This is a genomic window from Pseudomonas sp. MF7453, assembly GCF_016405455.1.
Taxonomy (GTDB): Bacteria; Pseudomonadota; Gammaproteobacteria; order Pseudomonadales; family Pseudomonadaceae; genus Aquipseudomonas; species Aquipseudomonas paralactis.
On record NZ_JAEKCN010000001.1, the window covers coordinates 485,944 to 510,246 of the forward strand.

The following is a 24,303-nucleotide window of genomic DNA, read 5'->3' on the forward strand; positions in this document are numbered from 1 at the left end:
TTACTCCAGGAACAGGCTGGCGGGTTGTTCGAGCAGGCCGCGAATGGCCTGGATGAATTGCGCCGCGTCCATGCCGTCGACCACGCGGTGATCGAAGGAGCTGGAGAGGTTCATCATCTTGCGCACCACAATCTGGCCCTTGATCACCATGGGGCGTTCGACGATACGGTTAACGCCGACAATGGCCACCTCCGGCAGGTTCAGCACCGGCGTGCTGACGATGCCGCCCAGGGCGCCGAGGCTGGTCAGGGTAATGGTCGAACCGGACAGCTCTTCACGGCTGGCCTTGCCCGTGCGTGCGGCGTTGGCCAGGCGCACGATTTCTTCGGCAGTGCCCCACAGGCTGCGGGCTTCGGCGTGGCGTACCACCGGCACCATCAGGCCCACGTCGCTCTGGGTGGCGACGCCCACGTGCACGGCGCCGAGGCGGGTGATGATCTGGGCTTCGTCGTCGTAGCGCGCGTTGATCTGTGGGAAGTCGCGCAGTGCGACCACCATGGCCCGTACGATAAACGGCAGCAGGGTCAGCTTGCCGCGTGTCGCACCGTGCTTCTCGTTGAGATGCACGCGCAGCTCGTCGAGGGCGGTGACGTCGATTTCTTCGACGTAGCTGAAATGCGCGGCGCGCCGCGTGGCGTCCTGCATACGCTGGGCGATCTTGCGGCGCATACCGATCACCGGGATCTGGTGTTCGTCGCTGCGCTCGGCATACGGGTTGGCGGCGCTGGCGCCCGCTGCCGGGCCCTGGCGCAAGTATGCCTCCAGGTCTTCATGCAGAATCCGGCCCGCAGGCCCTGTGCCCTGGACCAGACGCAGTTGAATCCCGGCATCCAGCGCATGTTTGCGCACGGCCGGGGAGGCCAGCGGGCGCTCGCTGGCTTCGCGGGCCACGGGCGCTTGCGGGGCTTTGACTGCCGGAGCCGGTTTGCTTTCAATCGGTGCGTTGACGGGTTTGGCTTCGGCGACAGGCGCGACCTTCACCGGTTCGGCAGTCACCGGCACATCCTTGGTGTTGCCTGCGCCTTCGACTTCAATGCTGATCAAAATACTGCCCACCGCCATGACTTCACCCGGCTCGCCGCCTAGAGAAATCACCTTGCCGTGGACGGGCGAGGGAATATCCACCATCGCCTTGTCGGTCATCACATCCGCCAGCACCTGATCTTCAACCACCAGGTCGCCGACCTTCACATGCCACACCGACAGTTCAACTTCCGCGATGCCTTCGCCAATGTCCGGCATCTTGATAACGTGCGTGCCCATTCAGACCTCCATGACCCGTTTCAACGCCGCGCCCACTCGGGACGGCCCTGGGAAATACGCCCACTCCTGCGCGTGCGGGTAGGGAGTGTCCCAACCGGTGACGCGTTCGATCGGCGCTTCCAGGTGGTGGAAGCAGTGCTCTTGCACCAGCGATACCAGCTCGGCACCAAAGCCGCAGGTGCGCGTGGCTTCATGCACTACGACGCAACGGCCGGTCTTTTTCACCGACTTGACGATGGTCTCCAGATCCAGCGGCCACAGGCTGCGCAGGTCGATGACTTCGGCGTCGATGCCGGTTTCTTCGGCGGCAACTTGCGACACATACACGGTGGTGCCGTAGGTCAGCACTGTCACAGCCGAACCTGGGCGCACGATGGCGGCCACATCCAGCGGCACGGTGTAGTAACCATCCGGCACCTGGGCTTGCGGGTGTTTCGACCACGGCGTTACCGGGCGGTCGTGGTGGCCGTCGAACGGGCCGTTGTACAGGCGCTTGGGCTCCAGGAAGATCACCGGGTCATCGTTCTCGATGGAGGCGATCAGCAGGCCCTTGGCGTCGTAGGGGTTGGACGGCATCACCGTGCGCAGGCCACAGACCTGGGTGAACACCGCTTCGATACTCTGGCTGTGCGTCTGGCCGCCATAGATGCCGCCGCCGCAAGGCATACGCATGGTCAAGGGCGCGGTGAACTGGCCGGCCGAGCGATAACGCAGGCGCGCCGCTTCGGAAATGATCTGGTCGGTGGCGGGGTAGACGTAGTCGGCGAACTGGATTTCCGCTACCGGGCGCAGGCCGTAAGCGCCCATGCCCACGGCCACGCCGACGATGCCGCTTTCCGAGATGGGCGCGTCAAACACCCGCGAGCTGCCGTACTTGGTCTGCAAGCCTTCGGTGCAACGGAACACGCCGCCGAAGTAGCCGACGTCCTGGCCGAACACCACCACGTTGTCGTCACGCTCAAGCATCACATCCATGGCCGAGCGCAGGGCCTGGATCATGGTCATGGTGGTGGTGGTCATGGCGGTTTCCAGTTCGATACTGTTGTTGTGGTCGTTCATGTCACACCCCCAGCTCTTGACGCTGGCGCTTCAAGTGCTCCGGCATCTCTTTATAGACATCCTCGAACATGGTCGCGGCGCTTGGAATCTGGCCGCCGGCCAGGGTGCCGTACTGTTCGGCTTCCTTCTGCGCCTTGACCACTTCGGCTTCAAGTTCGGCACTGACCGCCGCGTGTTCCTCTTCGGACCACTGGCCAATCTTGATCAGGTGCTGCTTGAGGCGGGCAATCGGATCGCCCAACGGGAAGTGGCTCCAGTCGTCGGCGGGTCGATATTTGGATGGGTCATCGGAGGTGGAATGCGGGCCGGCGCGGTAGGTGACCCACTCGATCAGCGTTGGCCCCAGGTTGCGCCGTGCGCGTTCGGCAGCCCAGGCCGAGGCGGCGTACACCGCAATAAAGTCGTTGCCGTCCACGCGCAGGGAAGCGATGCCGCAACCGACGCCGCGTCCGGCGAAGGTGGTGGCTTCACCGCCAGCAATGGCCTGGAAGGTGGAAATCGCCCACTGGTTGTTGACCACGTTGAGGATCACCGGCGCGCGGTACACGTGGGCGAAGGTGAGGGCGGTGTGGAAGTCCGATTCAGCGGTGGCGCCGTCGCCGATCCAGGCCGAGGCGATTTTGGTATCGCCCTTGATCGCCGAGGCCATACCCCAGCCCACGCCCTGCACGAATTGGGTGGCAAGGTTGCCGGAAATAGTGAAGAAACCCGCCTCTTTGACCGAGTACATGATCGGCAACTGGCGACCCTTGAGCGGGTCGCGTTCGTTGGACAACAGTTGGCAGATCAGGTCCACCAGCGGCACGTCGCGGGCCATCAGGATGCTTTGCTGGCGATAGGTGGGGAAGCACATGTCGTCGATGTTCAAGGCCAGAGCCTGGGCGCTGCCGATGGCTTCTTCGCCAAGGCTTTGCATGTAGAACGACATTTTTTTCTGGCGTTGGGCGACCACCATGCGGTTGTCGAAGATGCGCGTCTTGAGCATGGCGCGCATGCCTTTGCGCATGATGTCTGCCGAGACACCCTCGGCCCACGGCCCGAGCGCCTGGCCCTGGTCGTCGAGCACGCGGATCAGGCCCTTGGCCAGGTCGGCGGTGTCGGCGGGTTCTACATCGATGGCGGGTTTGCGTACCAGGCCGGCGTCGGTCAGGCGCAGGTAGGTGAAGTCGGTCTTGCAGCCCGGGCGGCCCGAGGGTTCGGGAACGTGCAGGCGCAGCGGTGCATACGGCTGGGTCATGGCTTTCTACGCTCTATCTTGTGAATTTCTTGTAGTGGGCGCGCTAGCTGACAGTCAGTCTTCGGGTTGGAAGAAATCTTGTCCTACAACAATCATAGGCGTGGCGTAGAAGAATATTTATCTGTGTTTCATTGCGCTCACCGTCATTTGCGGATAAAAAAACTGCATAAACATAATAAACAGGTGATTTTGTCTCATGCGCAAACTGGACCGTACCGATATCGGCATTCTCAACGCCCTGCAGGAGAACGCCCGCATCACCAACGCCGACCTGGCCCGCTCGGTCAACCTGTCGCCCACGCCGTGTTTCAACCGGGTCAAGGCGATGGAAGAACTGGGCCTGATTCGTGACCAGGTCACGCTGCTGGATGCCGACCTGCTGGGGCTGCACGTCAATGTGTTCATCCATGTGAGCCTGGAAAAGCAGAACGAGCTGGCGTTGCAGCAGTTCGAAGGGGCGATCTCGGACCGGCCCGAGGTGATGGAGTGCTACCTGATGGCGGGAGATCCGGATTATTTGATCAGGGTGCTGGTGCCGACGATCCAGTCGCTGGAGCGTTTCATGATGGACTTTCTGACCAAGGTGCCGGGGGTGGCGAACATTCGCTCCAGCTTTGCCTTGAAGCAAGTGCGCTACAAGACGGCGCTGCCTCTGCCAGCCAACGGCATCAGCCTGGGCAACTGACTCAACGCGGTAAAAATGTGGGAGGGGGCTTGCCCCCGATGGCGGTGTGACAGTCAACTTATGTGTAGCTGATCCACTGCTATCGGGAGCAAGCCCCCTCCCACGTTTTTTTATGTATTTCAAAGCTGGTTGAGTGGGATCTTCAGATAGGTCACGCCGTTTTCTTCCGCCGGCGGCATATGCCCCGCCCGCACATTCACCTGAATCGCCGGCAACAACAGCGTCGGCATCCCCAATCCGGCATCACGGGTGGTGCGCATCGCTACAAACGCCGCTTCATCCACCCCATCATGCACATGAATATTGCCCGCCCGTTGTTCCGCCACGGTGGTCTGGTACCTGGCCTCACGGCCTTCAGGCGGATAGTCATGACACACATACAGCCTGGTATCGGAGGGGAACGCCAACAGCTTGCGCATCGACGCGTACAACTGCCGCGCATCGCCGCCGGGGAAGTCGCAACGGGCGGTGCCGACATCGGGCATGAACAGCGTGTCACCCACCAGGATCAAGCGGCCGTCGATCAGGTAAGCCATGTCCGCTGGAGTATGCCCCGGCACATGCAGGGCCTGGGCCTTCAAATTGCCGATGTGAAACAGCTCATCCGGCGCAAACAGGTGATCGAACTGCGAACCGTCGACGCGAAATTCCGGCTCCAGGTTGAACAGGTTTTTGAACACACCCTGCACCTTGCTGATCGATTCGCCTATCGCGATCTTGCCGCCCAAGGTGCGGCGCAGGTAGGGCGCGGCGGACAGATGGTCGGCATGAGCGTGGGTTTCCAGCAACCACTGCACCTGCAAGCCATGTTCGCGCACAAACGCAATGACCTTGTCGGCCTGGCGGGTATCGGTACGCCCCGACGCCGGGTCGTAATTGAGTACCGAGTCGACAATGGCGCAGGGGCCGCCATCGGCCTCATAAACGATGTAGGTATAGGTCGACGATGCGTCATCCAGAAAGGCTTGAATCAACGCTGGCATGGCGGCTGTCCCCGATGAAGAAAAAAGTGGTTACAATCAGTTTACGTTTACACATAATGTTTTGAGCTTAAGTGACATAAAGGACCCGAAGCAAATGGAATCTACCTTGAGTGAGGGCGAAGTCGCCCAGTTGCGTGCGTCGGCGTCCAAGGCCTGCTCCTTGCTCAAGGCCCTGGCCAACGAAGACCGGTTGCTGATCCTGTGCCAGTTGACCCAGGGCGAGCGCAACGTGGGTGAGCTGGAGGCTCTGACCGGTGTGCGTCAGCCCACGCTGTCGCAACAGTTGGGCATCCTGCGCGATGAAGGGCTGGTCGCCACCCGCCGTGAAGGCAAATACATTTTCTACGGGCTGGCCAGCCATGAAGTGATTCAAGTGATGAAGACCCTGTCCGGGCTGTATTGCGGCGCGGTCATAAAAAGCTGGGCGTGACGCCATCCGGCAGCGACCCTTGTGTGCATTGACTCAAAAAGGCAGTAGACAATGACCGAACAACACTGGGGACCCACCATCAGTGGCGATATCGTAGTCATCGGCGGCGGCTCGGCAGGCATCGGCCTGCTGGCCAGCCTGCTCAAGCGCGACCCGCAGCTGAACATCATCCTGATCGAACCCAACGACTATCACTGCTACCAACCGGCCTGGACCCTGGTCGGCGGCGGTGCCTACGACCTGCACAAGACCCGCCGGCCCCTGGCCGAGGTGCTGCCCAACGGCGTGAGCTGGGTGCAGGCCGCCGTCAGCGAAGTGCTGCCCGATGAAAACACGCTGGTGCTCGACAGCGGCCAGCGCGTCACCTGGAAAAACCTCATCGTCTGCCCCGGCCTGCGCCTGGCCTGGGAAAAAATCGAAGGCCTGCAAGACACCCTCGGCCAGCATGGCGTGACCTCCAACTACAGCTACGAGCACGCCGCGTATACCTGGCAGTTGGTACAGCAACTCAAGGGTGGCAAGGCGCTGTTCACCCAACCGGCCATGCCGATCAAATGCGCGGGCGCGCCGCAAAAAGCCCTGTACCTGTCCTGCGATCACTGGCTAAAACAGGGCGCACTGAAAAACATCGAGGTGGAGTTCAACCTGGCCGGCGCTGCGCTGTTCGGCGTGCCGACCTTCGTGCCGCCGTTGATGAAATACGTCGAGAAATACAACGCGCACCTGGCGTTCAATTCCAATCTGATAAAGGTCGACGGCCCGGCGCGCAAAGCCTGGTTTGAGATCAAAGACGCCGCGGGCCATGTGACGGTTGAAGAGAAAGCCTTCGATATGCTCCACGTCGTGCCGCCGCAGGTCGCGCCAGACTTCATTCGCGAAAGCGCGCTCGCCGATGCTGCGGGCTGGTGTGAAGTGAACCCCCACAGCCTGCAACACCTGCGCTACCCGCACGTCTTCGGCCTGGGTGATGTGTGCGGCACCACCAACGCCAAGACCGCGGCGGCGGTGCGCAAACAGATCGTGGTAGTGGCCGAGAACCTGCTGGCCCTGCGCAAACAAGCGCCGCTGCCGCTCAAGTACGACGGCTACGGCTCCTGCCCGCTGACGGTGGAGAAGGGCAAGGTGGTACTCGCCGAGTTCGGCTATGGCGGCAAGCTGCTGCCGACCTTTCCTCTGGACCCGACGCAGGCGCGCCGCTCGATGTGGTTCCTCAAGGCCACGTTGCTGCCGTGGTTCTACTGGAACGGCATGCTCAAGGGGCGCGAATGGTTGACCCGTCTGAGCAAGGTGGACTGAATGCTGCTGGCCAGTGTGTTGGGGGTATTGATGGGCCTGGTCATGGGCCTGACCGGCGCGGGCGGTGGCATCCTCGGGGTGCCGGCGTTGGTGCTGGGGCTGGGGTTGACGATGACCCAGGCCGCGCCGGTGTCATTGCTCGCGGTGGGCGCGGCGGCGGCGGTGGGGGCCATCGATGGCTTGCGCCACGGCTTGGTGCGTTACCGCGCGGCGTTGCTGATCGCTTTGCTGGGCGCGTTGTTTTCGCCGTTGGGGGTATTTGTTGCCCACCAATTGTCGGAACCGGTGCTGATGGGGCTGTTCAGCGCGCTGATGGTGCTGGTGGCCTGGCGCATGCTGCAACGTGAAAAGCGCGAGGCTGGGCCGAGTGACCACGGCGCCGCTTCATGGGGCCAAAAAAACTGCATGCTGGACCAACAGACCGGACGCTTTTCCTGGACCGCCAAATGCAGCGCCACCCTGGCCGCATTGGGCGCCGTGACCGGTGCTGTATCGGGTTTACTGGGCGTGGGCGGCGGCTTCCTGATCGTGCCGGCGTTCAAGCAACTGACCGATGTGCAAATGCGCGGGATCGTCGCGACGTCCTTAATGGTGGTCAGCCTGCTTTCGCTGATCGGCGTGGTGGGGGCGTTTCATGCAGGGGTGAGCATCGAACCAGTGGGCTGGGTGTTTATCGGCGCAAGTATCGTCGGCATGTTGGCGGGAAGACGGCTATGTTCGGTGATTCCCGCGCGCATCCTGCAAGTAGGGTTTGCCAGCCTGTGTGTGGTGGTGGCTGCCGGCATGATACTTAAGGCTGCGCTCTAGAATCATTCCAGCTCGCTCCTGCAAGGATCAATTGCGTCCCCAAGATGGCAAGATGAACGCCTCTCAGGTTACTGTTCCCTGGGTAACGGCTTCACCGGCCTTGCACGTCGGCTCATCAAGGTCACCGAATGGATAAATACACCCCTCACACCTGGCAGCCCCACGAGCGGCCGAGCCTGCCCGGTTCACCGTCGACGCCATTGCACCCCACCCACAAGCGCTGGCTGTTCGCGTTGGTGGGGGTGCTGGTGGCAATCACTGGCGGGTTGGGCAATGCCCTGGTCATCGCCAACCTGCAATACCTGCAAGGCGCCCTGGGCGCGACCACCGCGGAAATGGCCTGGCTGCCCGCCGCGTATGTCATGACCAACGTGTGCATGAACCTGCTGCTGGTGAAGTTTCGCCAGCAGTTCGGCCTGCGTGCGTTTACCGAAGTGTTCCTGGTGTTATATGCGCTGGTCACCTTCGGCCACTTGTTCGTCAACGACCTCAACTCGGCCATCGCGGTCAGGGCCGCCCACGGCATGGTCGGTGCGGCGCTGAGTTCGTTGGGTTTGTATTACATGATCCAGGCGTTCCCGGCCAAGTGGCGCTTGAAAGCCCTGGTACTGGGGCTGGGCACCGCGCAATTGGCGCTGCCCCTGGCGCGGCTGTTTTCCGAAGATTTGCTGCAAATTGCCGAGTGGCGCGGCTTGTACCTGTTTGAACTGGGCCTGGCGCTGATCTGCCTGGGCTGCGTGTTCCTGCTCAAGCTGCCGCCCGGTGATCGCTTCAAGACCTTTGAAAAACTCGACTTCCTCACCTTCGCCATCCTGGCCACTGGCGTGGCTTTACTGTGTGCGGTGCTGTCTCTGGGGCGTATCGACTGGTGGCTGGAAGCACCGTGGATCGGCGTAGCCTCGGCCTGCTCGCTGGTGCTGATCATGGCGGGGCTGGCCATCGAGCATAACCGCAGCAACCCGATGCTGATGACGCGCTGGCTGGGCAGCGGCGTGATGATTCGCCTGGCCTTGGCGGTGGTGCTGATTCGCATGGTGCTGTCGGAGCAATCCACCGGTGCGGTGGGGTTCATGCAGATGCTGAACATGAGCTACCAGCAGATGCACACTCTGTACATGGTGATGCTGGCCGGGGCGATTGCCGGGCTGGTGGTCAGCGCGTTGACGATCAACCCGGCACATCTGTTGATGCCGCTGGTGATTTCCCTGGCGCTGATGGCGACCGGTTCGGTCATGGACAGTTTTTCCAGCAACCTGACCCGCCCGCAAAACCTCTATATCAGCCAGTTCCTGCTAGGCTTTGGCGGCACGTTCTTCCTCGGGCCGACCATGGTGCTGGGCACCAAAAACGTGTTGACCAACCCGCGCAACCTGGTGAGCTTCTCGGTGATGTTCGGCATTTGCCAGAACCTCGGCGGCCTGATCGGCGCGGCGTTGCTGGGCACCTTCCAGACCGTGCGCGAGAAGTACCACTCCAGCATGATCGTCGAGCACCTGACCTTGATCGACCCACGCGTGGCCGCGCGGGTGCAGAGCGGCGGGTCGGCCTATGGCGGGATCGTCGCCGACCCGGAACTGCGCAACCTCATGGGTATTCGTAGCCTGGCCACGGCCGCGACCCGAGAGGCGAACGTAATGGCTTACAACGATGTCTTCATGCTGATCGCGATTATCGCGATTCTGACCATGCTGTGGATCTTTACCCGCAGCCTGTGGTTGATGAGCACCACCAAGGCAATCCCTCCTGTTCAACCCAGCGGCGCAACTTCATGACTGAACCTTCAACCACCACCACGACCGCCATCGCCGCCACGCCGGAAGGCAGCACGCCACCCGGCGCCGTGCCGACTGAGTTGCGGCCTTTGCGCGTACGCATCATGTCGTCGCTGGGCTTTGCCGCGATTGCCATCATCGGGGTGCTGATCGTGTTGTACGCCTGGCAATTGCCGCCGTTCAGCAGTGCGGTGGAAACCACCGAAAACGCCCTGGTGCGCGGGCAGGTGACGATTATCGGCCCGCAGCTTAGCGGCTATGTGTTCGAAGTACCGGTACAGGACTTCCAGTATGTGAAAGCGGGCGACCTGCTGGTACGCCTGGATGACCGCATCTACAAACAGCGCCTGGACCAGGCCCTGGCGCAACTGGCGGTGCAGAAAGCGTCGCTGGCCAATGTGGTGCAGCAACGCAACAGCGCCGAAGCGACCATCAAGCTGCGCCAGGCCGCGTTGGTCGACAGCCAGGCCCAGGCGCGCAAAAGCACCGCTGACTTGCGTCGCAACGAAGAACTGATCAGCGATGGCTCGGTGTCCAAGCGTGAGCTGGACGTGACCCGCGCCGCCAATGCCCAAACGGTCGCCGCCGTGGCCCAGGCCCAGGCCAGCCTGGAAATTGCCCGGCAAGACCTGCAAACCGTGATCGTCAATCGCGGCTCTCTGGAAGCCGCGGTCGCCAGTGCCGAAGCCGCGGTGGAACTGGCGCGGATCGATTTGTCCAACACCCGCATCACCGCGCCCCGCGATGGTCAGCTGGGGCAGATCGGCGTGCGTCTGGGGGCGTACGTTAACTCCGGCGCACAGTTGATGGCCCTGGTGCCCAAGCAACTGTGGGTGATCGCCAATATGAAAGAAACCCAGATGGACAATGTGCAGGTCGGCCAGCCGGTGACCTTTACCGTGGATGCGCTGAACCACCGCAAATTCCATGGCACGGTGCAGCATATTTCCCCGGCAACCGGCTCGGAGTTCAGCCTGTTGCAGGCGGACAACGCCACCGGCAACTTCGTCAAGATTGCCCAGCGGGTGCCGGTGAGGATTACCGTGGATCCGAACCAGGCCGAGAGCGAACGGTTGCGGCCGGGGTTGTCGGTGGTGGTGAGTATCGATACTGCCGGGCGCCTGAAAAACTCACCGCCCTGACACTGACACAACAGGGAGCAAAATGTGGGAGGGGGCTTGCCCCCTCCCACATTCAAGCGCATTTGTTCCTGAAATTGGATTTACAGCACCAAGCTCGGCAACCACAGCGACAACGCCGGGATGTAGGTCACGGCAATCAGCACCACAAACAGCACCGCATAAAAAGGCAGCAGCGCCTTCACGGTTTTCTCGATGCTGGTCTTGCCCACTGCCGCACCCACAAACAGTACCGCACCCACCGGCGGGGTGATCAGGCCGATGCCCAGATTGACCAGCATGATCATGCCGAAGTGCACCGGATCGACGCCGATGCCGAGAACCACCGGCAACAGGATCGGCGTCAGGATCAGAATCAGCGGCGCCATGTCCATCACCGTGCCGAGCAACAGCAGCATGACGTTGATGCACATCAGGATCACGTAGCGGTTGTCCGACAGGGTCAGGAACAGCGTGGTGATCTTCGCCGGGATCTGCATCAGGGTCATGATGTAGCCGAAGCTGGCGGCGAAGGCGATGAGGATCATCACGATGGAAATGGTGCGCACCGTACGATGCATCAGCTTGGGCAGCTCGCGCCATTTGTAGTCGCGGTAGATGAACATGGTCACGAAAAACGCCCACAGCACGGCGATCGCGGCGGATTCGGTGGCGGTGAAGATGCCCGAGAGAATGCCGCCGAGGATAATCACCATGGCCATCAGGCCCCAGAGCGCATCAGCGGCGATCTTCAGGGCCTGCTTCAAGGGGATGACTTCGCCTTTGGGGTAGTCGCGTTTTTTCGCGAAGATCAGGCACAGCACCATCAAACAGGCGCTCATCAACAGGCCCGGCACCACGCCGGCCATGAACAGCGAGGCGATGGACACCGTGCCGCCGGCCGCCAGAGAGTAGAGCACGGAGTTGTGGCTCGGTGGCGTCAGCAAAGCCTGCACCGAGCCGCTGACGGTGACCGCGGTGGCGAATTCGCGGGGGTAACCCCGGCGTTCCATTTCCGGGATCAGCACCGAACCGACGGACGCGGTATCGGCCACCGACGAGCCTGAGATCGCGCCGAAAAACGTCGAAGCCATGATGTTGACCAGCGACAGCCCGCCGCGCACGAAGCCCACCAGCACACCGGCAAACGCCACCAGCCGCCGCGACATGCCACCCTCGGCCATGATCGCCCCGGCCAGTACGAAAAATGGAATCGCCATCAGCGAAAACTTGTTCACCCCGCCCGCCACCTGGATCATCAGAGCCTGGAACGGAATGTCGATCCACCACGCGCCGATCAGCGCCGACAAGCCCAGGGCGTAGGCCACCGGCATACCGATCAGGATCAAGGCGATAAAGCTGCCCAGCAGAATCAATGCGTCCATATCAGGCAGCCCCTTCGCTTTCTTCCACCAGGTCAAAACGCACCACGCGCCGGTGGCTCTGGTCGCCCAGCAGGAGTTTTTCCAGCACGAATATCAGGGTCAGCAAGCCGCCAATCGGGATCGGCATATAGGTGATGCCCACGCGCAGGGTAGGGATGGCGCTCATGAACTGGTTCCAGGTGGACAGGCACAGCCTGGTGCCCCAGATGGCCATGAACAGGCAGATGGTCGCCATCAACAGTTGCGCGGCGATGCCGACCACGCGGCGTTGAGCGTCAGGCAAGCGATCGGTCACCGCCGCCACTGACATATGCGCCCCGGCGCGGTAGCTGGCGGCCGCGCCGATGAAGGTGAACACCAGCATCAGCAGGATGGCGGTGGGCTCCGGCCAGCTTGCGCCGGTGCCGAGGATGTAGCGGGCGAAGATGCCCCAGGGAATGATCAGGGCCACCCCCAATACCGAAAGGCCGGCGACCCAAATGCAAGTCATGTACAGGCGGTCATTGAAGCGCAGCAGTAAATTCTTCATGGCGTTCACCGTGACCGGGCGCGTCGATGTCGACAGCGCCGGGCCTTATGCAGGAAGCAGGAGAGGTTATTGAACGGCGTCGATACGCTTGATCATGTCGGCGTAGGGCGCGCCATATTTGGCGCGAACCGCTGCGGTGGCGTCATAGAAGGGCTTTTTGTCGACGGTGATGAACTCGACCCCGGCCTTTTTGAGTTTCTCCTCACTGCTGGCCGACTTGGCATCCCACAACACGCGCTCGTCAGCCTGGGCGGCCTTGGCGGCTTTCTTGACCATGTCTTGTTGCGCGGGGCTGAGCTTGTTCCAGGTGATTTTCGACATCACGATGGGCTCGGGCAGGATCAGGTGTTCGGTGAGGGTGTAGTACTTGGCGTTCTGGAAGTGGTTATGTTCCAGAAGCGTGGGCGGGTTGTTTTCTGCACCGTCGATCACGCCGGTCTGCAAGGCGCTGAAGATTTCACCGGTATCCATGGCGATGCCGTTGGCGCCCATCGCATTGAAGGCTTCGATGAAGATCGGGTTGCCTTGCACGCGAATCTTCATGCCTTTGAGGTCTTCGATCTTGCGCACCGGTTTCTTGGTGTAAAGGTTACGCGTGCCGCCGTCCATCCAGGCCAGGGCCACCAGGCCGAATTCGGAATCAGTGATCCTGGCGAGGATCTCATCGCCGATCTCGCCGTCAATCACCTTGCGCATATGCGCCTGATCGCGGAATACGAACGGCAGGTTGAACACGTTCACATCCGGCACCACCGGGCCGACGATGCCAAGGCTGACGCGGGTCATCTGCACGGCGCCGACCTGGGCCTGTTCGACGACTTCTTTCTCGGAGCCGAGCACACCGCCGGGAAAGTACTTGAAGGTCAGTTCGCCGTTGCTTTGCTGGGTCAGGGCCTTGCCCATGTTTTCTTCGGCGACCACGGTGGGGTAGCCGGCGGGGTGGATGTCGGCAAACTTGATTTCCAGCGCGTGGGCGGCGCTGCTGAGGGCCACGAGTGTGGCGGCGAGCAAGGTGCGTTTGAAGTCCATGGGCGGTATTCCTGTCTTGTTATTGTTGTATTCAAGGCACAGCGATGCAGCTAGAGGATGAACTGGGGTTCGGGCAAGCCCTTGACGCCGGGGTTGAGGGCAAACACGCCGCCGGACAGTGAACTGTCACGCTGATCGTCACGAATGGAGGTGACGTACAGGGTGTCCAGGCGACTGCCGCCAAAGGCGCACATGGTGGGTTTTTTTACCGGTACGGTGAGGGACTGGTCGAGTCGACCGTCCGGGGTAAAGCGGTGGACCAGGCCGGCATCGTTGGCGCAGATCCAGTAGCAGCCATCGGCGTCTACCGCTGCACCGTCGGGCCTGCCGAGAAAGTCATGCATGTCGACAAACACGCGACGGTTGGACGGCGTGCCGGTGTCGATGTCGTAGTCGAAGGCCCAGATCTGCTGCACCAACGGGTGGGAATCGGAGGCATACATCGTGCGGCCATCCGGGCTGAAGGCCAGGCCGTTGAGGGTCATAAACCCCTCCAGTTGCGCGTGGGGCGTGGCGCCAGACGCATAGCGATAAAGCACGCCTTCGGCCGCGTTCAAACCCATATTCAGCACCATGCTGCCGGCCCAGAAGCGGCCCTGGCGATCGCAGCGGCCGTCGTTCAAACGCATGTCCGCGCGCGAGTGTTCGATGTGGGCCAAGGGCGTCGTGTCGAGGCTGCCGTCAGTGTGGGGTGTGAGTTGGAAGAAGCCGGTTTGCATGCCGGCCACCCAATTACCTGCTTGGGTGCGTGCAATGCAGGCGAGCATCTGCGGGGCTTTCCAGGCGCTCAGGTGCCCGGTAGAGGCATCCCAACGTTGCAGGTCGCCGTTGGGGATGTCCACCCAATAGAGGGCGTTTTCTTCGGGCACCCACACCGGGCATTCGCCCACGGCGTTGCGGGCATCGACAATCAATTCTGCAGTCATGGCCACTCATTCCCTTGGGTTGCTGTACTCAGTCACCGAATGGGCCTGCCGCGCAGAACGCGCCGCCCTGATAAATCTTCGCCGGGTCATCATCTGCGACCGGCGGCTGGGCCTCGACCTGGGCGCGGAACACTTCGGAGCTGTCCTTGGGCGCAAAACCCAGGTGCGCGGCGTAGCGGTTATCCCACCAGGTGTCGAGGTTGGCCGACATGCCGTAGACCACGGTATGGCCGACGTCGGGCGTGTACAGCGCGCGTTCGAGCAATTGGGTCAGGTCATCGAAACTCAGCCAGGTGTGCATCATCCGGCGGTTCTGCGGCTGCGGGAACGAGGAGCCGATGCGGATGCTCACGGTCTGGATGCCATAACGGTCAAAGTAAAAACTTGCCATGTCTTCGCCGTAGGACTTGGACAGGCCGTAGTAGCTGTCCGGACGGCGCGGGGAGTGGGCGTCGAGTTGTTCACCCTGTTTATAGAAGCCAATCACGTGGTTGGAGCTGGCGAAGATCACACGCTTTACGCCATGGCGGCGGGCGGCCTCGTAGATATGGAAGATGCCGCTGATGTTGGCGCCGAGCACTTCTTCAAACGAGCGCTCTACCGACACACCGCCAAAATGCAGAATGGCGTCGACGCCTTCCACCAACTGGTGCACGGCTTGCTTGTCGGACAGGTCGCAGGTGTGCACTTCTTCGCGGGCATCAATGGCGGGGGCCATGTCGGCGATATCCGACAGGCGCAGGACCCTGGCGTAAGGGCGCATACGTTCGCGCAAGACTTTACCCAGCCCGCCGGCGGCACCAGTGAGCAGCAGGCGGTTGAAGGGAGCGGGGGTAGTAGTGGTCATGGGCTTTCCAGATTTTTGTTGTAGGTTGTCGTATGACTATAGGGAAATAGTGTTAGGGATTCCTTGTGTTGTCAACGTCCGGTCCTCTGTAGGAACGAGCTTGCTCGCGAAAAACGTCAACGATAACGCGTGTTCCTGATTAAACGCGGCGCCCATGGGTTTCTCGCGAGCAAGCTCGCTCCTACAAAAGCCCTCCCACACTTAGAGCAACGAAATCGGGTAGCTGATAAAAATCCGGTTCTCATCAAACTCGTTATTGCTGAAATCCCGGCGCATGGTCGAGTTGCGCCACTTCACATTGAGGTTTTTCAGTGCGCCGCTTTGCACCGTATAGGCCAATTCCGATTCACGCCCCCATTCCTTGCCGTCGGTGATCGCGCCGGTGTGCACGTTACTGCCGCTGATATAGCGGTTCATCAGGGTCAGCCCGGGTATGCCGAGTACCACGAAGTTGAAGTCATGGCGCACCTGCCAGGATTTTTCCCGGGCGTTGTCATAGCTGGAGTTGTAGCTGTCGTTGGCCAGCGTGCCGCCGCTGGTGCCGTTGATGCGCATCCATACACTGTCGCCGGTGAGCTTTTGCAGGCCCACGTAAAAGGTGTGGCCGTTGTATTTGGCCGAGAGCAGGGCGAACAGGGTCTTGTTGTCGAGGTCGCCGGCCAGGGCGCTGCCGTCTTCCTTGCCGTTGAAGAAACCGAGGTTGGCGCCCAGGGTCCAGTCGCCCACCGGCTGGCTGTGGGTGAGGTTCAGATACTGTTGCTGGTAGATATCAGTGAGTTCGGCGTACCACAGGCCGACCTGGGTGCGCTTGTCGTTGAAGGTATATTCGCCCCCGCCGAAGTTGAACCGGTCGGACGTGAATGCGGCTTTGCCGTTCATGAACATGTCTTCCATGCTCGCATCGTTGCGCGGACTGTTGCCGCGAAACTGGCCGCCGTAGAGGGTCAGGCCGGCGATCTCGCTGGACGTGACCTGACCGCCGCGAAAGGTCTGGGGCAGGGAGCGGCCATCGTCGGAACGCAGGATCGGCAGCACCGGCATCCACTCGCCAACTTTCAGCTCGGTCTTGGACAGCCTGGTTTTCAGCGCCACCCCAAGGCGCCCGAAATTGTCGGCGGGGCGGCCGTCGTCATGCACCGGCAGCAGTTGGGTGCCGGCCGTGCCTTTACCGCCATCGAGCTTTTGCGAATACAGGCCCAACACATCAATCCCGAACCCGACGGTGCCTTGGGTAAAGCCGGATTTGGCGTCGAGGATGAAGTTCTGGGTCCACTCTTCGGCCTTGCCCTGGGAGTTGGCGGGGTTGGTGAAGTTTCGATTGAAATAGGCGTTACGCAAGTTGAGCGTGGCCTTGGCATCATCGACAAAGCCTTCGGCGCTGGCGCCCAGAGGCAGGGTGATGGCGAGGCTGCCTAGACCGATAAGGCCAAGGCGCGAGCAGGAATGACGGGCGAGTTGACTCACAGTGAGGCTCCCTTTTCTTTTGTTGTTTTTATTATTTGTTATACGTCGTCGTACAACATTGAGCGGGATATTTGCGGGGTTTTCGGGGCATGTCAAGCATAAGTTATACGATGACCGGGTATGGCTTGCCCTAATGCCAGTCAGTCAAGCGATCATCGCCTACAGAGGGCAAGGCCTCTCCCACATTAATTGAATTGCAAAGTACTTTTCAGCCAGCCATGACCATTGGTGGCAAGGTGCCCAGCAGGGACACAGCGGCCACGGCTGCAATACCCAGCAGCCATTCCATCATCACACTGGCTTTCAAACTGCCCAGGCGCTGTTCGCAGCGTTCGATACGCAACCGGTTCAGCAATGCCAACCCCAGCATACCCAGCACCAACCCCACCTTGATCAGCAGGATCAAGGCAAACCCATCGAACAGCGGCGTAGGCCACAGTTGCCCGGTGAGCACGCGCACATTGATCAGGCCGGTCACCAGCAGGCCCGCGACGAGGCCATAACCTACGCCGCTGAAGCGCCGCAGAATCGGCTCCAGGCGATGCTTGCGGGCGTGTCTCAGGATTAAAACCAGCACCAGCAACCCACCCAGCCAGGCCCCTACGCACAGCAGATGCACTACCTGGTTGAGGATCAGCAATCGCCCATTCAGCCCGTCGAGCATGGCGCCATGGCCTACCGGCGCCAGGGTCGCCAGCAGCAGGGCAGTCAGCGGCAAGCGCAGGGCCGGCCAGGGTTTGATCAGCACGATCACCAACAGAAAATTCAGCAGCAGGTGCCAGGCCCATACCTGGCCGAAAAAGGTCTTGCCCAGCACCAATTGCACGGTGGCCGGTTGCAGTGCTGCGGCCCAGCTGCCGGCCATGCTGGCAGTGATCAACAGCAGCCACACTACGCCGGAAACCAGCCCCACACAGGCCAGGCCGCGGGTGATGCGCAGTAGTTGCCGGTCCAGCACCGGCTGCACTGTGGCGCCGAGCAGCCAGGGCCTGAGCACACAAGCCCCGAACATCAGCAGCACGACGATAAAATGCAGGAAGCGGCACAGCACCAGCAGGGTTGCCATGGGTTACTGGCCGACCTTGAAGTTGTATTCACCGCTGCTCTTGTGGGTGTCGACCGACACCGCATTCCACACGACCTTGTAATTGCCGGTCGCGAGCGGTGCGGCAGGGGTCACAACCAGGACTTTCTTGTCGGCGTCCGGGGTTTCCAGGCCCTTGATGGCGATTTCAGTACCGTCCTTGCTCAGGGAGACTTTGGTGAAGGTGGCTTCGACACCTTCGCTGAAGGTCAGGCGCAGATCGGCGGGCGCAGCGACGGTGGTGTCAGGCGCAGGCGTCGAGCTTTTGAGGTGAGCATGGGCAAACGCCGTTGAGGCGCCAAGCAGGGCAGTGAATAGAGCAGCAGCCGTCAGGGACTTCTTGATCAACATTGTTCAATACCAATCAGAGGATAGGAACCGGCAGTGTACGAAGTTTCGGCTCGGCCTGTCGCCCCGATCTAGAGCTGGTGGTAGTCTCTAACTCGTGTTGTTGTCAGGGAGCCCTTATGGGCAATCACAAGATCGGAATCCGTCGGGTCAACGTCGAGAAAATCCTGCTGGCGGCGGAAAAAGTCTTCGCTGAAAAAGGCTATGGCAGTACCGCCATGGCCGACATCGCCGAAGAGGTGCAACTGCCGCGTTCTAACCTGCATTATTACTTCACCACCAAAAGCGAACTGTACAGCGCGGTGCTGTTCGACCTGCTGGAGCTGTGGAAGCAGGACGCCTTGAGCTTCGAAACCTTCGATGACCCGCGTGTGGTGCTCAGCAGCTATATTCGCGCCAAGATGCAGCGCTCGCGCACGCGCCCTTACGGCTCCAAGGTCTGGGCCAATGAAATCATCCACGGCGCGCCCACGCTCGGTGAGGCCCTGGATGAAAGCCTGTACGACTGGGCCAAGATGAAGGAAGCGAAGATTCGCCAATGGGTGCAAGACAAACGCATCCTGCCGGTGGAGCCGTCGAGCCTGCTGTACATGATCTGGGCCTCGACCCAGCACTACGCCGACTTTGATCACCAGGTGAAAATCTTGAATGATCACCAGCCGTTGTCGGATATGCAGTTCGAGAAAGCGATTCAGACGGTGACCAGCGTGATTTTGCGGGGGATCGGGTTGGAGCCTTGAATATTGTAATGAGGCTGAGGGCCTCATCGGGGGCAAGCCCCCTCCCACAGTGGATCTATGTGAACCTGATCAAATGTGGCAGGGGGCTTGCGCCCGATAGCCATGGGTATCTACACAACTTTTGTAGCCACTGCCGACGCTAACCACGATGCGAAGCGAGCCGCTCTTGCTCTTGCTCTTGATCTGCTTTTGATCTTAGGCGCCCCGTTAAACCACGCTGGCCGGAATTCGACAGGGATTTGGGGGGTAAACCGGCAGGGATGCCGGTTTAGCCGCCCCGCGCCATGGATGGCGCGTGGCGGCGGCCCCCCAGATCCATGGCGGATTACGGGCACACCGAGCCTAAGCGAGGTGCCGAGTGGTGGGGCAAGAGCGCTTTGGTTACTTTCGCGCCTTTCGAAAGTGACCCGCTGTAAAAGCGGAACCCTAAGTGGCCGTTACCGCAGGAATGGATATGTACTCGGTCTGATCCAGCATCCTGGTCGGCTCTTAGGCCGCCATCGGGGGCAAGCCCCCTCCCACAGGTCCGGCGTCGCACCAAAGAGTTGTGTAGATACCTATGCCCCGATAGCAGTCTAAAAGGCCTACACAGCTTCGCGATAAGGGTTGCGTGGGTCCTGCGTCCAATTCAAAAACGGCTTGCCCGTGTCCATCGGCACCATCTCAATACAGTCCGCCACCGGGCAGGTGATCTGGCACAGGTTGCAGCCCACGCACTCATCATCAATTACTTCGTACTTATGCGTGCCATCCGCCTGCTTCAAACTGGCGATCGCCTGGTGCGAAGTGTCCTCACAAGCAATGTGGCAACGCCCACAGCCGATACACGCCGCCTGGTCGATCCTGGCGATCACCTGGTAGTTGATATCCAGGTACTTCCAGTCTGTGGTGTTACCCACAGCCCGCCCGGAAAATGCCTGCAGGCTGGTGTAACCCTGGCTGTCCATCCAACGCGACAGCCCGTCCTTCATCTCGTCCACAATCCTGAAGCCATGCAGCATCGCCGCCGTGCACACCTGCACCGCGCCGCAGCCCAGGGCGACGAATTCCGCGGCATCGCGCCAGTTGCCGATACCGCCGATGCCGCAAATCGGCAGGCCCTGGGTCTGTGGGTCGCGGGCGATTTCGGCGACCATGTTCAGTGCTATCGGCTTGACCGCCGAACCGCAGTAACCGCCGTGGGTGCTCTGAGTGCCGACCACCGGCAGGGCGACCATGCGCTCCAGGTCTACGCTGGTGATGGAGTTGATGGTGTTGATCAACGACACTGCGTCCGCACCGCCGCGATACGCTGCTCTTGCTGCCACGCGGATGTCGGTGATGTTGGGCGTGAGCTTGACGATCACCGGCAGCGAGCAATACGTCTTGCACCAGCGTGTCACCTGTTCCACATACTCCGGTACCTGGCCGACCGCTGCGCCCATGCCACGTTCGGGCATCCCGTGGGGGCAGCCGAAATTCAGCTCGATGCCATCGCAGCCGGTCGCCTCCACCAGGGGCAGGATGTTTTTCCAGGACTCCTCAACGCAGGGCACCATCAGCGATACGATCAGGGCACGGTCGGGCCAGTCCTTTTTCACCTGGGTGATTTCCCGCAGGTTGATCTCCAGGGAGCGGTCGGTGATCAGTTCGATATTGTTGATGCCCAGCACTTCACGATTCGCCCCGTAATGCGCAGAGTAGCGTGATGACACGTTCACTGCCGCCGGGTCTTCACCCAGGGTTTTCCACACCACGCCCCCCCAGCCGGCTTCGAAGGCGCGAACCACGTTATAAGCTTTGTCGGTGGGCGGCGCGGAGGCCAGCCAGAAGGGGTTGGGGGCTTTGATACCGGCGAAGACTATCGAGAGATCGGCCATTACGCAGCCTCCACATTCAGCATGAGTTGGGCGTGCATGGCCTCGGCGGCCAGCTTGCCATGTTGCACGGCTTGCACGGTGAGGTCCTGGCCGAGGCTGACGCAATCGCCGCCGGCATACACGCCGGGGATACTGGTGCGCAGCTGTTCATCGACAAAGATGCGCTCACCCACACGGTGCAGTTGCTGAGCCAGCGGGTCGTGCAGTGCCTCGTTGCCGAAGCCTTGGCCGATGGCCTTGAAGATCGCATCGGCGGCCAGTTCGAAGGTTTCTCCCGTCGGTAGCAAACGACCCTGTTCCAGGTGGGTGCGGGCGAAACGCATACCGCGTACACGGCCCTGCTCATCGAGCAACACTTCGTCGGGCTGGGCCCAGGTCAGCAGCCGCACTTGATTGGCCTTGGCAATGTCTTGTTCGTGATGGGTAGCGCCCATGTCCGTCAGGCCGCGGCGGTACACAAGGTTTACATCGCGGGCACCGAGGCGAGCCATTTGCACGGCCATGTCGATGGCGGTATTGCCAGCGCCGAGCACGATGCAGCGGTCGGCCAGGGGCAATTGGGTGAGGTCATCGGCCTGGCGCAGTTCGCGGATGTAGTCGGTGGCGGCGAGCAGGCCGGGGGCGTCTTCGTGCGCCAGACCCAGTTGTTTGCTGGCCGCCAGACCGAGGCCGAGGAACACCGAATCGAATTGCTGGTGCAGTTCGCTCAAGGTCAGGTTGTGGCCCAGGCGCTCGCCGTGGCGGATTTCGATACCGCCGATTTGCAAAAGGAAATCCAGTTCCTGCTGGGCAAAATCATCCACCAGCTTGTACTTGGCGATCCCGTATTCATTCAGGCCGCCGGCTTTTTCCCGGGCTTCGAAAATCACCACGTCATGGCCGTGCAAGGCGGCGCGGTGGGCGCAGGCCAACCCCGCAGGCCCAGCGCCGACCACGGCGATGCGTTTGCCGGTGGGCGCGGCGCGCTGGAACGGGTGTTCGCTGAAGTGCGCGTTGTCGATGGCGTAGCGTTGCAACAGGCCAATCAGTACCGGCGCGCATTCTTCGGCGTTGTTACGCACGCAAGCTTGCTGGCACAGGATCTCCGTGGGGCAAACCCGTGCGCAACTGCCGCCGAGGATGTTGGCCGAGAGAATTTTCTGCGCGGCGCCTTGCACGTTCTCGGTGTGGATATTGCGGATGAACGACGGGATGTCGATATCGCTGGGGCATGCATTCACGCATGGCGCGTCGTAGCAGTACAGGCAGCGCGAGGCTTCCAGGTGCGCTTGCCGGGCGTTGAGCGGCGGTGCCAGGTCAGTGAACTGGCTGGCGAGGGTGGCCGCATCATCACGGGGGTGGGGGAGGTGGGTCAGGGTCTGGATCACGGTATTGGCCTCACGGTTATTGAGGTGCTGCCTCTGATGGGCATTGGTTTTTTTTTGCCTGTACTGGCCTCTTTGCGAGCAAGCGCGCTCCCACATTCCACCGCTTTTTTCCTGTTGAAATGGGATCAAATGTGGGAGCGGGCTTGCTCGCGAAGGGGGCTTCAGCGGTTCACGGCCACTGGCTTGCAAAGCGCTGCCCGCTTGCTCAACTGCTCGAACACCGACGGATACGCCGGCCGCTCCACATACCGTCCGGCCCCTCGCTCGGCGCGCAGGTCGCCATCGGCCCAGACCAGCTTGCCCTGGCTGATGGTGTGGCTGGGCACGCCGCGTACGGTCTTGCCTTCAAAGATGTTGAAGTCGACTTGCTGGTGGTGGGTCTTGGCCGAAATGGTTCGCGTGCCGTCAGGGTCCCAGAGCACCAGGTCGGCATCGGCGCCGACGCGAATCGCACCTTTACGGGGGTAGAGGTTGAAGATTTTCGCGGTGTTGGTGGAGGTCAGCGCAACGAACGCTTGCATCGACAGGCGCCCGGTGTTGACGCCTTCGTGCCACAGCAGCGCCATGCGGTCTTCGATACCGGCGGTGCCGTTGGGGATTTTGCTGAAGTCGTCACGCCCGGCGGCTTTTTGCTCGGCGCAGAAGCAGCAGTGGTCGGTGGCGGTGGTGTGCAGGTTGCCCGATTGCAGGCCGTGCCACAGGGCCTCCTGGTGCCCGCGCGGACGGAACGGCGGGCTCATGACGTAGCCGGCGGCGGTCTGCCAGTCCGGATGCTGGTAGACACTGTCGTCGAGCAGCAAGTGGCCGGCGAGTACTTCACCGTACACCGCCTGGCCCTTGCCCCGGGCGTAGGTGATTTCATCCAGCGCTTCTTTGGTCGACACATGCACCAGGTACAGCGGCGTGCCGATGGTCTCGGCAATTCGTATTGCGCGGCTGGCCGCTTCGCCTTCCACCTGAGACGGACGCGACAGCGGGTGGGCTTCCGGCCCGGTGATGCCCTGGGCCATCAGCTTGCGTTGCAGGTGATACACCAGTTCGCCGTTTTCCGCATGGACGGTGGGCACCGCGCCCAGTTCCAGGCAGCGTTCGAAGCTGGCCACCAGGGTATCGTCGGCGGCCATGATCGCGTTCTTGTAAGCCATGAAATGCTTGAAGCTGTTGATGCCGTGATGGCTGACCAGCTCGGCCATTTCCTCGCGCACCTGCTCGCTCCACCAGGTGATCGCCACATGGAAGCCATAATCGGATGCGGACTTTTCGGCCCAGCCGCGCCACTGGTGGAAGGCTTCCATCAAGGATTGCTGCGGGTTGGGAATCACAAAATCGATGATTGAAGTGGTACCACCGGCCAGGCCCGCGGCCGTACCACTGAAAAAGTCTTCGCTGGCCACGGTACCCATGAAGGGCAGTTGCATGTGGGTGTGGGGATCGATGCCGCCCGGCATCAAGTATTGGCCGCTGCCATCGAGTAGTTCAGTGCCTGCGGGAATATCCAGATTCGTGCCAATGGCCCGGATTAGACCGCCTGCGCATAACACGTCGGCGCGGTAACTTTCATCATGGGTAATAACGGTTGCGCCACGGATCAACAGCGACATGTCGAGTTCCTCACAGGCTTGACCGGCTTATGCCAGTTCTAAGTTGTAATACCGCCAGTCGATGATTGATTAATTCCTGTCATCGGTGACAGGAATAGAAACTAGCCCGAGTTTTTCGATTGGGCAAGTAGATTTTTTTCAAGCGTTTAATTAAATCAAGTTATTGATTTTAAAGGTAAAAACAACAAAATCACCAAAATGTAGCGGTAGCTCACCATTTTGACGCACTTGACAGCTTCGCTTTTTGAGCAACATTTCTTATTGCAAATCAGACGCTTGAGATATGCCTATTGACGGCGCTGAAAAATAAAAATAATTGTGTTGCACCAGATTGAGACCTGAGGGTTCGGGCAACTTGTGCAATGGGTCGCCTGAATAACGCGGCCATTAACTCAGGCTCACTTGGAAAGCTGATAAACATCAGCACGTTATATAAGCGGTGCGGGTTCAGCCGCCGTTGTCGGCACGGTAATT

22 protein-coding genes are annotated in these 24,303 nt (G+C 61.0%); 7 read left to right on the top strand and 15 right to left on the bottom strand.

Annotated elements, in window-relative coordinates; all coding sequences use genetic code 11:
• The 3 genes from JFT63_RS02385 to JFT63_RS02395 are packed head-to-tail and all read right to left on the bottom strand — an operon-like array spanning window position 1 to window position 3,559.
• The gene (locus JFT63_RS02385) at window positions 1-1,263 is read right to left on the bottom strand and encodes a dihydrolipoamide acetyltransferase family protein (RefSeq protein ID WP_198843376.1); all 1,263 of its coding nucleotides are present in this window, start codon (window positions 1,261-1,263) and stop codon (window positions 1-3) included.
• Window positions 1,264-2,322 carry an alpha-ketoacid dehydrogenase subunit beta gene (locus JFT63_RS02390; protein ID WP_005789444.1) on the bottom strand — a complete coding sequence of 353 codons (1,059 nt, stop codon included), beginning with the start codon at window positions 2,320-2,322 and terminating at the stop codon, window positions 1,264-1,266.
• 1 nt (window position 2,323) lies between these two features.
• Window positions 2,324-3,559, bottom strand: a complete 1,236-nt coding sequence (locus tag JFT63_RS02395) for a 3-methyl-2-oxobutanoate dehydrogenase (2-methylpropanoyl-transferring) subunit alpha (RefSeq protein ID WP_057700568.1) — start codon at window positions 3,557-3,559, stop codon at window positions 2,324-2,326.
• Window positions 3,560-3,755: 196 nt separating this feature from the next.
• Here JFT63_RS02395 and bkdR point away from each other — a divergent pair, with 196 nt between their 5' ends.
• Window positions 3,756-4,244 carry a Bkd operon transcriptional regulator BkdR gene (bkdR, locus tag JFT63_RS02400; RefSeq protein WP_056861361.1) on the top strand — a complete coding sequence of 163 codons (489 nt, stop codon included), beginning with the start codon at window positions 3,756-3,758 and terminating at the stop codon, window positions 4,242-4,244.
• A 119-nt stretch (window positions 4,245-4,363) separates the two neighbouring features.
• Here the strand turns inward: bkdR and JFT63_RS02405 are convergent, their stop codons facing one another.
• Entirely contained in the window at window positions 4,364-5,227 is an 864-nt protein-coding gene (locus JFT63_RS02405; protein ID WP_198708803.1) for an MBL fold metallo-hydrolase, read from the bottom strand.
• A gap of 94 nt (window positions 5,228-5,321) precedes the next feature.
• Here JFT63_RS02405 and JFT63_RS02410 point away from each other — a divergent pair, with 94 nt between their 5' ends.
• The 5 genes from JFT63_RS02410 (at window position 5,322) to JFT63_RS02430 (ending at window position 10,674) form a co-directional block, all read left to right on the top strand.
• Window positions 5,322-5,657 (top strand): ArsR/SmtB family transcription factor, encoded by a 336-nt coding sequence (locus JFT63_RS02410; protein ID WP_005789341.1) that lies wholly within the window; start codon window positions 5,322-5,324, stop codon window positions 5,655-5,657.
• A 51-nt stretch (window positions 5,658-5,708) separates the two neighbouring features.
• The gene (locus tag JFT63_RS02415) at window positions 5,709-6,953 is read left to right on the top strand and encodes an NAD(P)/FAD-dependent oxidoreductase (protein ID WP_198843377.1); all 1,245 of its coding nucleotides are present in this window, start codon (window positions 5,709-5,711) and stop codon (window positions 6,951-6,953) included.
• Window positions 6,954-7,760 (top strand): sulfite exporter TauE/SafE family protein, encoded by an 807-nt coding sequence (locus JFT63_RS02420; RefSeq protein WP_198843378.1) that lies wholly within the window; start codon window positions 6,954-6,956, stop codon window positions 7,758-7,760.
• A 128-nt stretch (window positions 7,761-7,888) separates the two neighbouring features.
• A complete protein-coding gene (locus JFT63_RS02425) occupies window positions 7,889-9,532 on the top strand; it encodes an MFS transporter (protein WP_057700560.1) in 1,644 nt (547 codons plus the stop codon).
• Complete coding sequence (locus tag JFT63_RS02430; protein WP_198708800.1) at window positions 9,529-10,674, top strand: HlyD family secretion protein; 1,146 nt, start codon at window positions 9,529-9,531, stop codon at window positions 10,672-10,674. The genes JFT63_RS02425 and JFT63_RS02430 overlap by 4 nt, the downstream gene beginning before the upstream one ends.
• Before the next feature lie 80 nt (window positions 10,675-10,754).
• Here the strand turns inward: JFT63_RS02430 and JFT63_RS02435 are convergent, their stop codons facing one another.
• The 8 genes from JFT63_RS02435 to copC form a co-directional block, all read right to left on the bottom strand.
• Window positions 10,755-12,035 (bottom strand): TRAP transporter large permease, encoded by a 1,281-nt coding sequence (locus JFT63_RS02435; protein WP_186561749.1) that lies wholly within the window; start codon window positions 12,033-12,035, stop codon window positions 10,755-10,757.
• Between the two features lies 1 nt (window position 12,036).
• On the bottom strand, window positions 12,037-12,564 hold the full coding sequence (locus JFT63_RS02440) for a TRAP transporter small permease (protein ID WP_057700557.1): 528 nt from the start codon (window positions 12,562-12,564) through the stop codon (window positions 12,037-12,039).
• Window positions 12,565-12,630: 66 nt separating this feature from the next.
• Window positions 12,631-13,593 carry a TRAP transporter substrate-binding protein gene (locus tag JFT63_RS02445; protein WP_057700556.1) on the bottom strand — a complete coding sequence of 321 codons (963 nt, stop codon included), beginning with the start codon at window positions 13,591-13,593 and terminating at the stop codon, window positions 12,631-12,633.
• A gap of 50 nt (window positions 13,594-13,643) precedes the next feature.
• Window positions 13,644-14,519: an SMP-30/gluconolactonase/LRE family protein gene (locus JFT63_RS02450; RefSeq protein ID WP_198843379.1), complete on the bottom strand. Its 876-nt coding sequence runs from the start codon at window positions 14,517-14,519 to the stop codon at window positions 13,644-13,646.
• 28 nt (window positions 14,520-14,547) lie between these two features.
• Complete coding sequence (locus tag JFT63_RS02455; protein ID WP_198708798.1) at window positions 14,548-15,366, bottom strand: NAD-dependent epimerase/dehydratase family protein; 819 nt, start codon at window positions 15,364-15,366, stop codon at window positions 14,548-14,550.
• A gap of 201 nt (window positions 15,367-15,567) precedes the next feature.
• Complete coding sequence (locus tag JFT63_RS02460; protein ID WP_186561743.1) at window positions 15,568-16,830, bottom strand: OprD family porin; 1,263 nt, start codon at window positions 16,828-16,830, stop codon at window positions 15,568-15,570.
• A 208-nt stretch (window positions 16,831-17,038) separates the two neighbouring features.
• Window positions 17,039-17,896 carry a copper homeostasis membrane protein CopD gene (gene copD, locus JFT63_RS02465; RefSeq protein ID WP_186561741.1) on the bottom strand — a complete coding sequence of 286 codons (858 nt, stop codon included), beginning with the start codon at window positions 17,894-17,896 and terminating at the stop codon, window positions 17,039-17,041.
• Window positions 17,897-17,899: 3 nt separating this feature from the next.
• Window positions 17,900-18,265 (bottom strand): copper homeostasis periplasmic binding protein CopC, encoded by a 366-nt coding sequence (gene copC / locus JFT63_RS02470; protein WP_198843380.1) that lies wholly within the window; start codon window positions 18,263-18,265, stop codon window positions 17,900-17,902.
• Between the two features lie 116 nt (window positions 18,266-18,381).
• On the opposite strand from copC, the gene JFT63_RS02475 reads away from it, so the two are divergent.
• On the top strand, window positions 18,382-19,002 hold the full coding sequence (locus JFT63_RS02475) for a TetR/AcrR family transcriptional regulator (RefSeq protein ID WP_005789320.1): 621 nt from the start codon (window positions 18,382-18,384) through the stop codon (window positions 19,000-19,002).
• 584 nt (window positions 19,003-19,586) lie between these two features.
• Here the strand turns inward: JFT63_RS02475 and preA are convergent.
• The 3 genes from preA to hydA form a co-directional block, all read right to left on the bottom strand.
• Entirely contained in the window at window positions 19,587-20,861 is a 1,275-nt protein-coding gene (gene preA / locus JFT63_RS02480; protein ID WP_057700550.1) for an NAD-dependent dihydropyrimidine dehydrogenase subunit PreA, read from the bottom strand.
• On the bottom strand, window positions 20,861-22,228 hold the full coding sequence (locus JFT63_RS02485) for an NAD(P)-dependent oxidoreductase (RefSeq protein ID WP_057701124.1): 1,368 nt from the start codon (window positions 22,226-22,228) through the stop codon (window positions 20,861-20,863). Before JFT63_RS02485 ends, preA begins: the two co-directional genes overlap by 1 nt.
• 161 nt (window positions 22,229-22,389) lie before the next feature.
• Entirely contained in the window at window positions 22,390-23,829 is a 1,440-nt protein-coding gene (gene hydA, locus JFT63_RS02490; protein ID WP_057700549.1) for a dihydropyrimidinase, read from the bottom strand.
• Window positions 23,830-24,303 lie beyond the last annotated feature (474 nt).

Excerpts from the sequence above, each read along its gene's own strand:
- JFT63_RS02455 (WP_198708798.1), bottom strand. The coding sequence starts at position 15,366 with ATGACCACTACTACCCCCGCTCCCTTCAACCGCCTGCTGCTCACTGGT.
- JFT63_RS02475 (WP_005789320.1), top strand. The coding sequence starts at position 18,382 with ATGGGCAATCACAAGATCGGAATCCGTCGGGTCAACGTCGAGAAAATC.
- copC (WP_198843380.1), bottom strand. The coding sequence starts at position 18,265 with ATGTTGATCAAGAAGTCCCTGACGGCTGCTGCTCTATTCACTGCCCTG.
- JFT63_RS02410 (WP_005789341.1), top strand. The coding sequence starts at position 5,322 with ATGGAATCTACCTTGAGTGAGGGCGAAGTCGCCCAGTTGCGTGCGTCG.
- JFT63_RS02430 (WP_198708800.1), top strand. The coding sequence starts at position 9,529 with ATGACTGAACCTTCAACCACCACCACGACCGCCATCGCCGCCACGCCG.
- JFT63_RS02425 (WP_057700560.1), top strand. The coding sequence starts at position 7,889 with ATGGATAAATACACCCCTCACACCTGGCAGCCCCACGAGCGGCCGAGC.
- JFT63_RS02395 (WP_057700568.1), bottom strand. The coding sequence starts at position 3,559 with ATGACCCAGCCGTATGCACCGCTGCGCCTGCACGTTCCCGAACCCTCG.
- JFT63_RS02445 (WP_057700556.1), bottom strand. The coding sequence starts at position 13,593 with ATGGACTTCAAACGCACCTTGCTCGCCGCCACACTCGTGGCCCTCAGC.
- copD (WP_186561741.1), bottom strand. The coding sequence starts at position 17,896 with ATGGCAACCCTGCTGGTGCTGTGCCGCTTCCTGCATTTTATCGTCGTG.
- JFT63_RS02385 (WP_198843376.1), bottom strand. The coding sequence starts at position 1,263 with ATGGGCACGCACGTTATCAAGATGCCGGACATTGGCGAAGGCATCGCG.
- JFT63_RS02450 (WP_198843379.1), bottom strand. The coding sequence starts at position 14,519 with ATGACTGCAGAATTGATTGTCGATGCCCGCAACGCCGTGGGCGAATGC.
- JFT63_RS02420 (WP_198843378.1), top strand. The coding sequence starts at position 6,954 with ATGCTGCTGGCCAGTGTGTTGGGGGTATTGATGGGCCTGGTCATGGGC.
- JFT63_RS02390 (WP_005789444.1), bottom strand. The coding sequence starts at position 2,322 with ATGAACGACCACAACAACAGTATCGAACTGGAAACCGCCATGACCACC.
- JFT63_RS02405 (WP_198708803.1), bottom strand. The coding sequence starts at position 5,227 with ATGCCAGCGTTGATTCAAGCCTTTCTGGATGACGCATCGTCGACCTAT.
- hydA (WP_057700549.1), bottom strand. The coding sequence starts at position 23,829 with ATGTCGCTGTTGATCCGTGGCGCAACCGTTATTACCCATGATGAAAGT.
- preA (WP_057700550.1), bottom strand. The coding sequence starts at position 20,861 with ATGGCCGATCTCTCGATAGTCTTCGCCGGTATCAAAGCCCCCAACCCC.
- JFT63_RS02435 (WP_186561749.1), bottom strand. The coding sequence starts at position 12,035 with ATGGACGCATTGATTCTGCTGGGCAGCTTTATCGCCTTGATCCTGATC.
- JFT63_RS02440 (WP_057700557.1), bottom strand. The coding sequence starts at position 12,564 with ATGAAGAATTTACTGCTGCGCTTCAATGACCGCCTGTACATGACTTGC.
- bkdR (WP_056861361.1), top strand. The coding sequence starts at position 3,756 with ATGCGCAAACTGGACCGTACCGATATCGGCATTCTCAACGCCCTGCAG.
- JFT63_RS02415 (WP_198843377.1), top strand. The coding sequence starts at position 5,709 with ATGACCGAACAACACTGGGGACCCACCATCAGTGGCGATATCGTAGTC.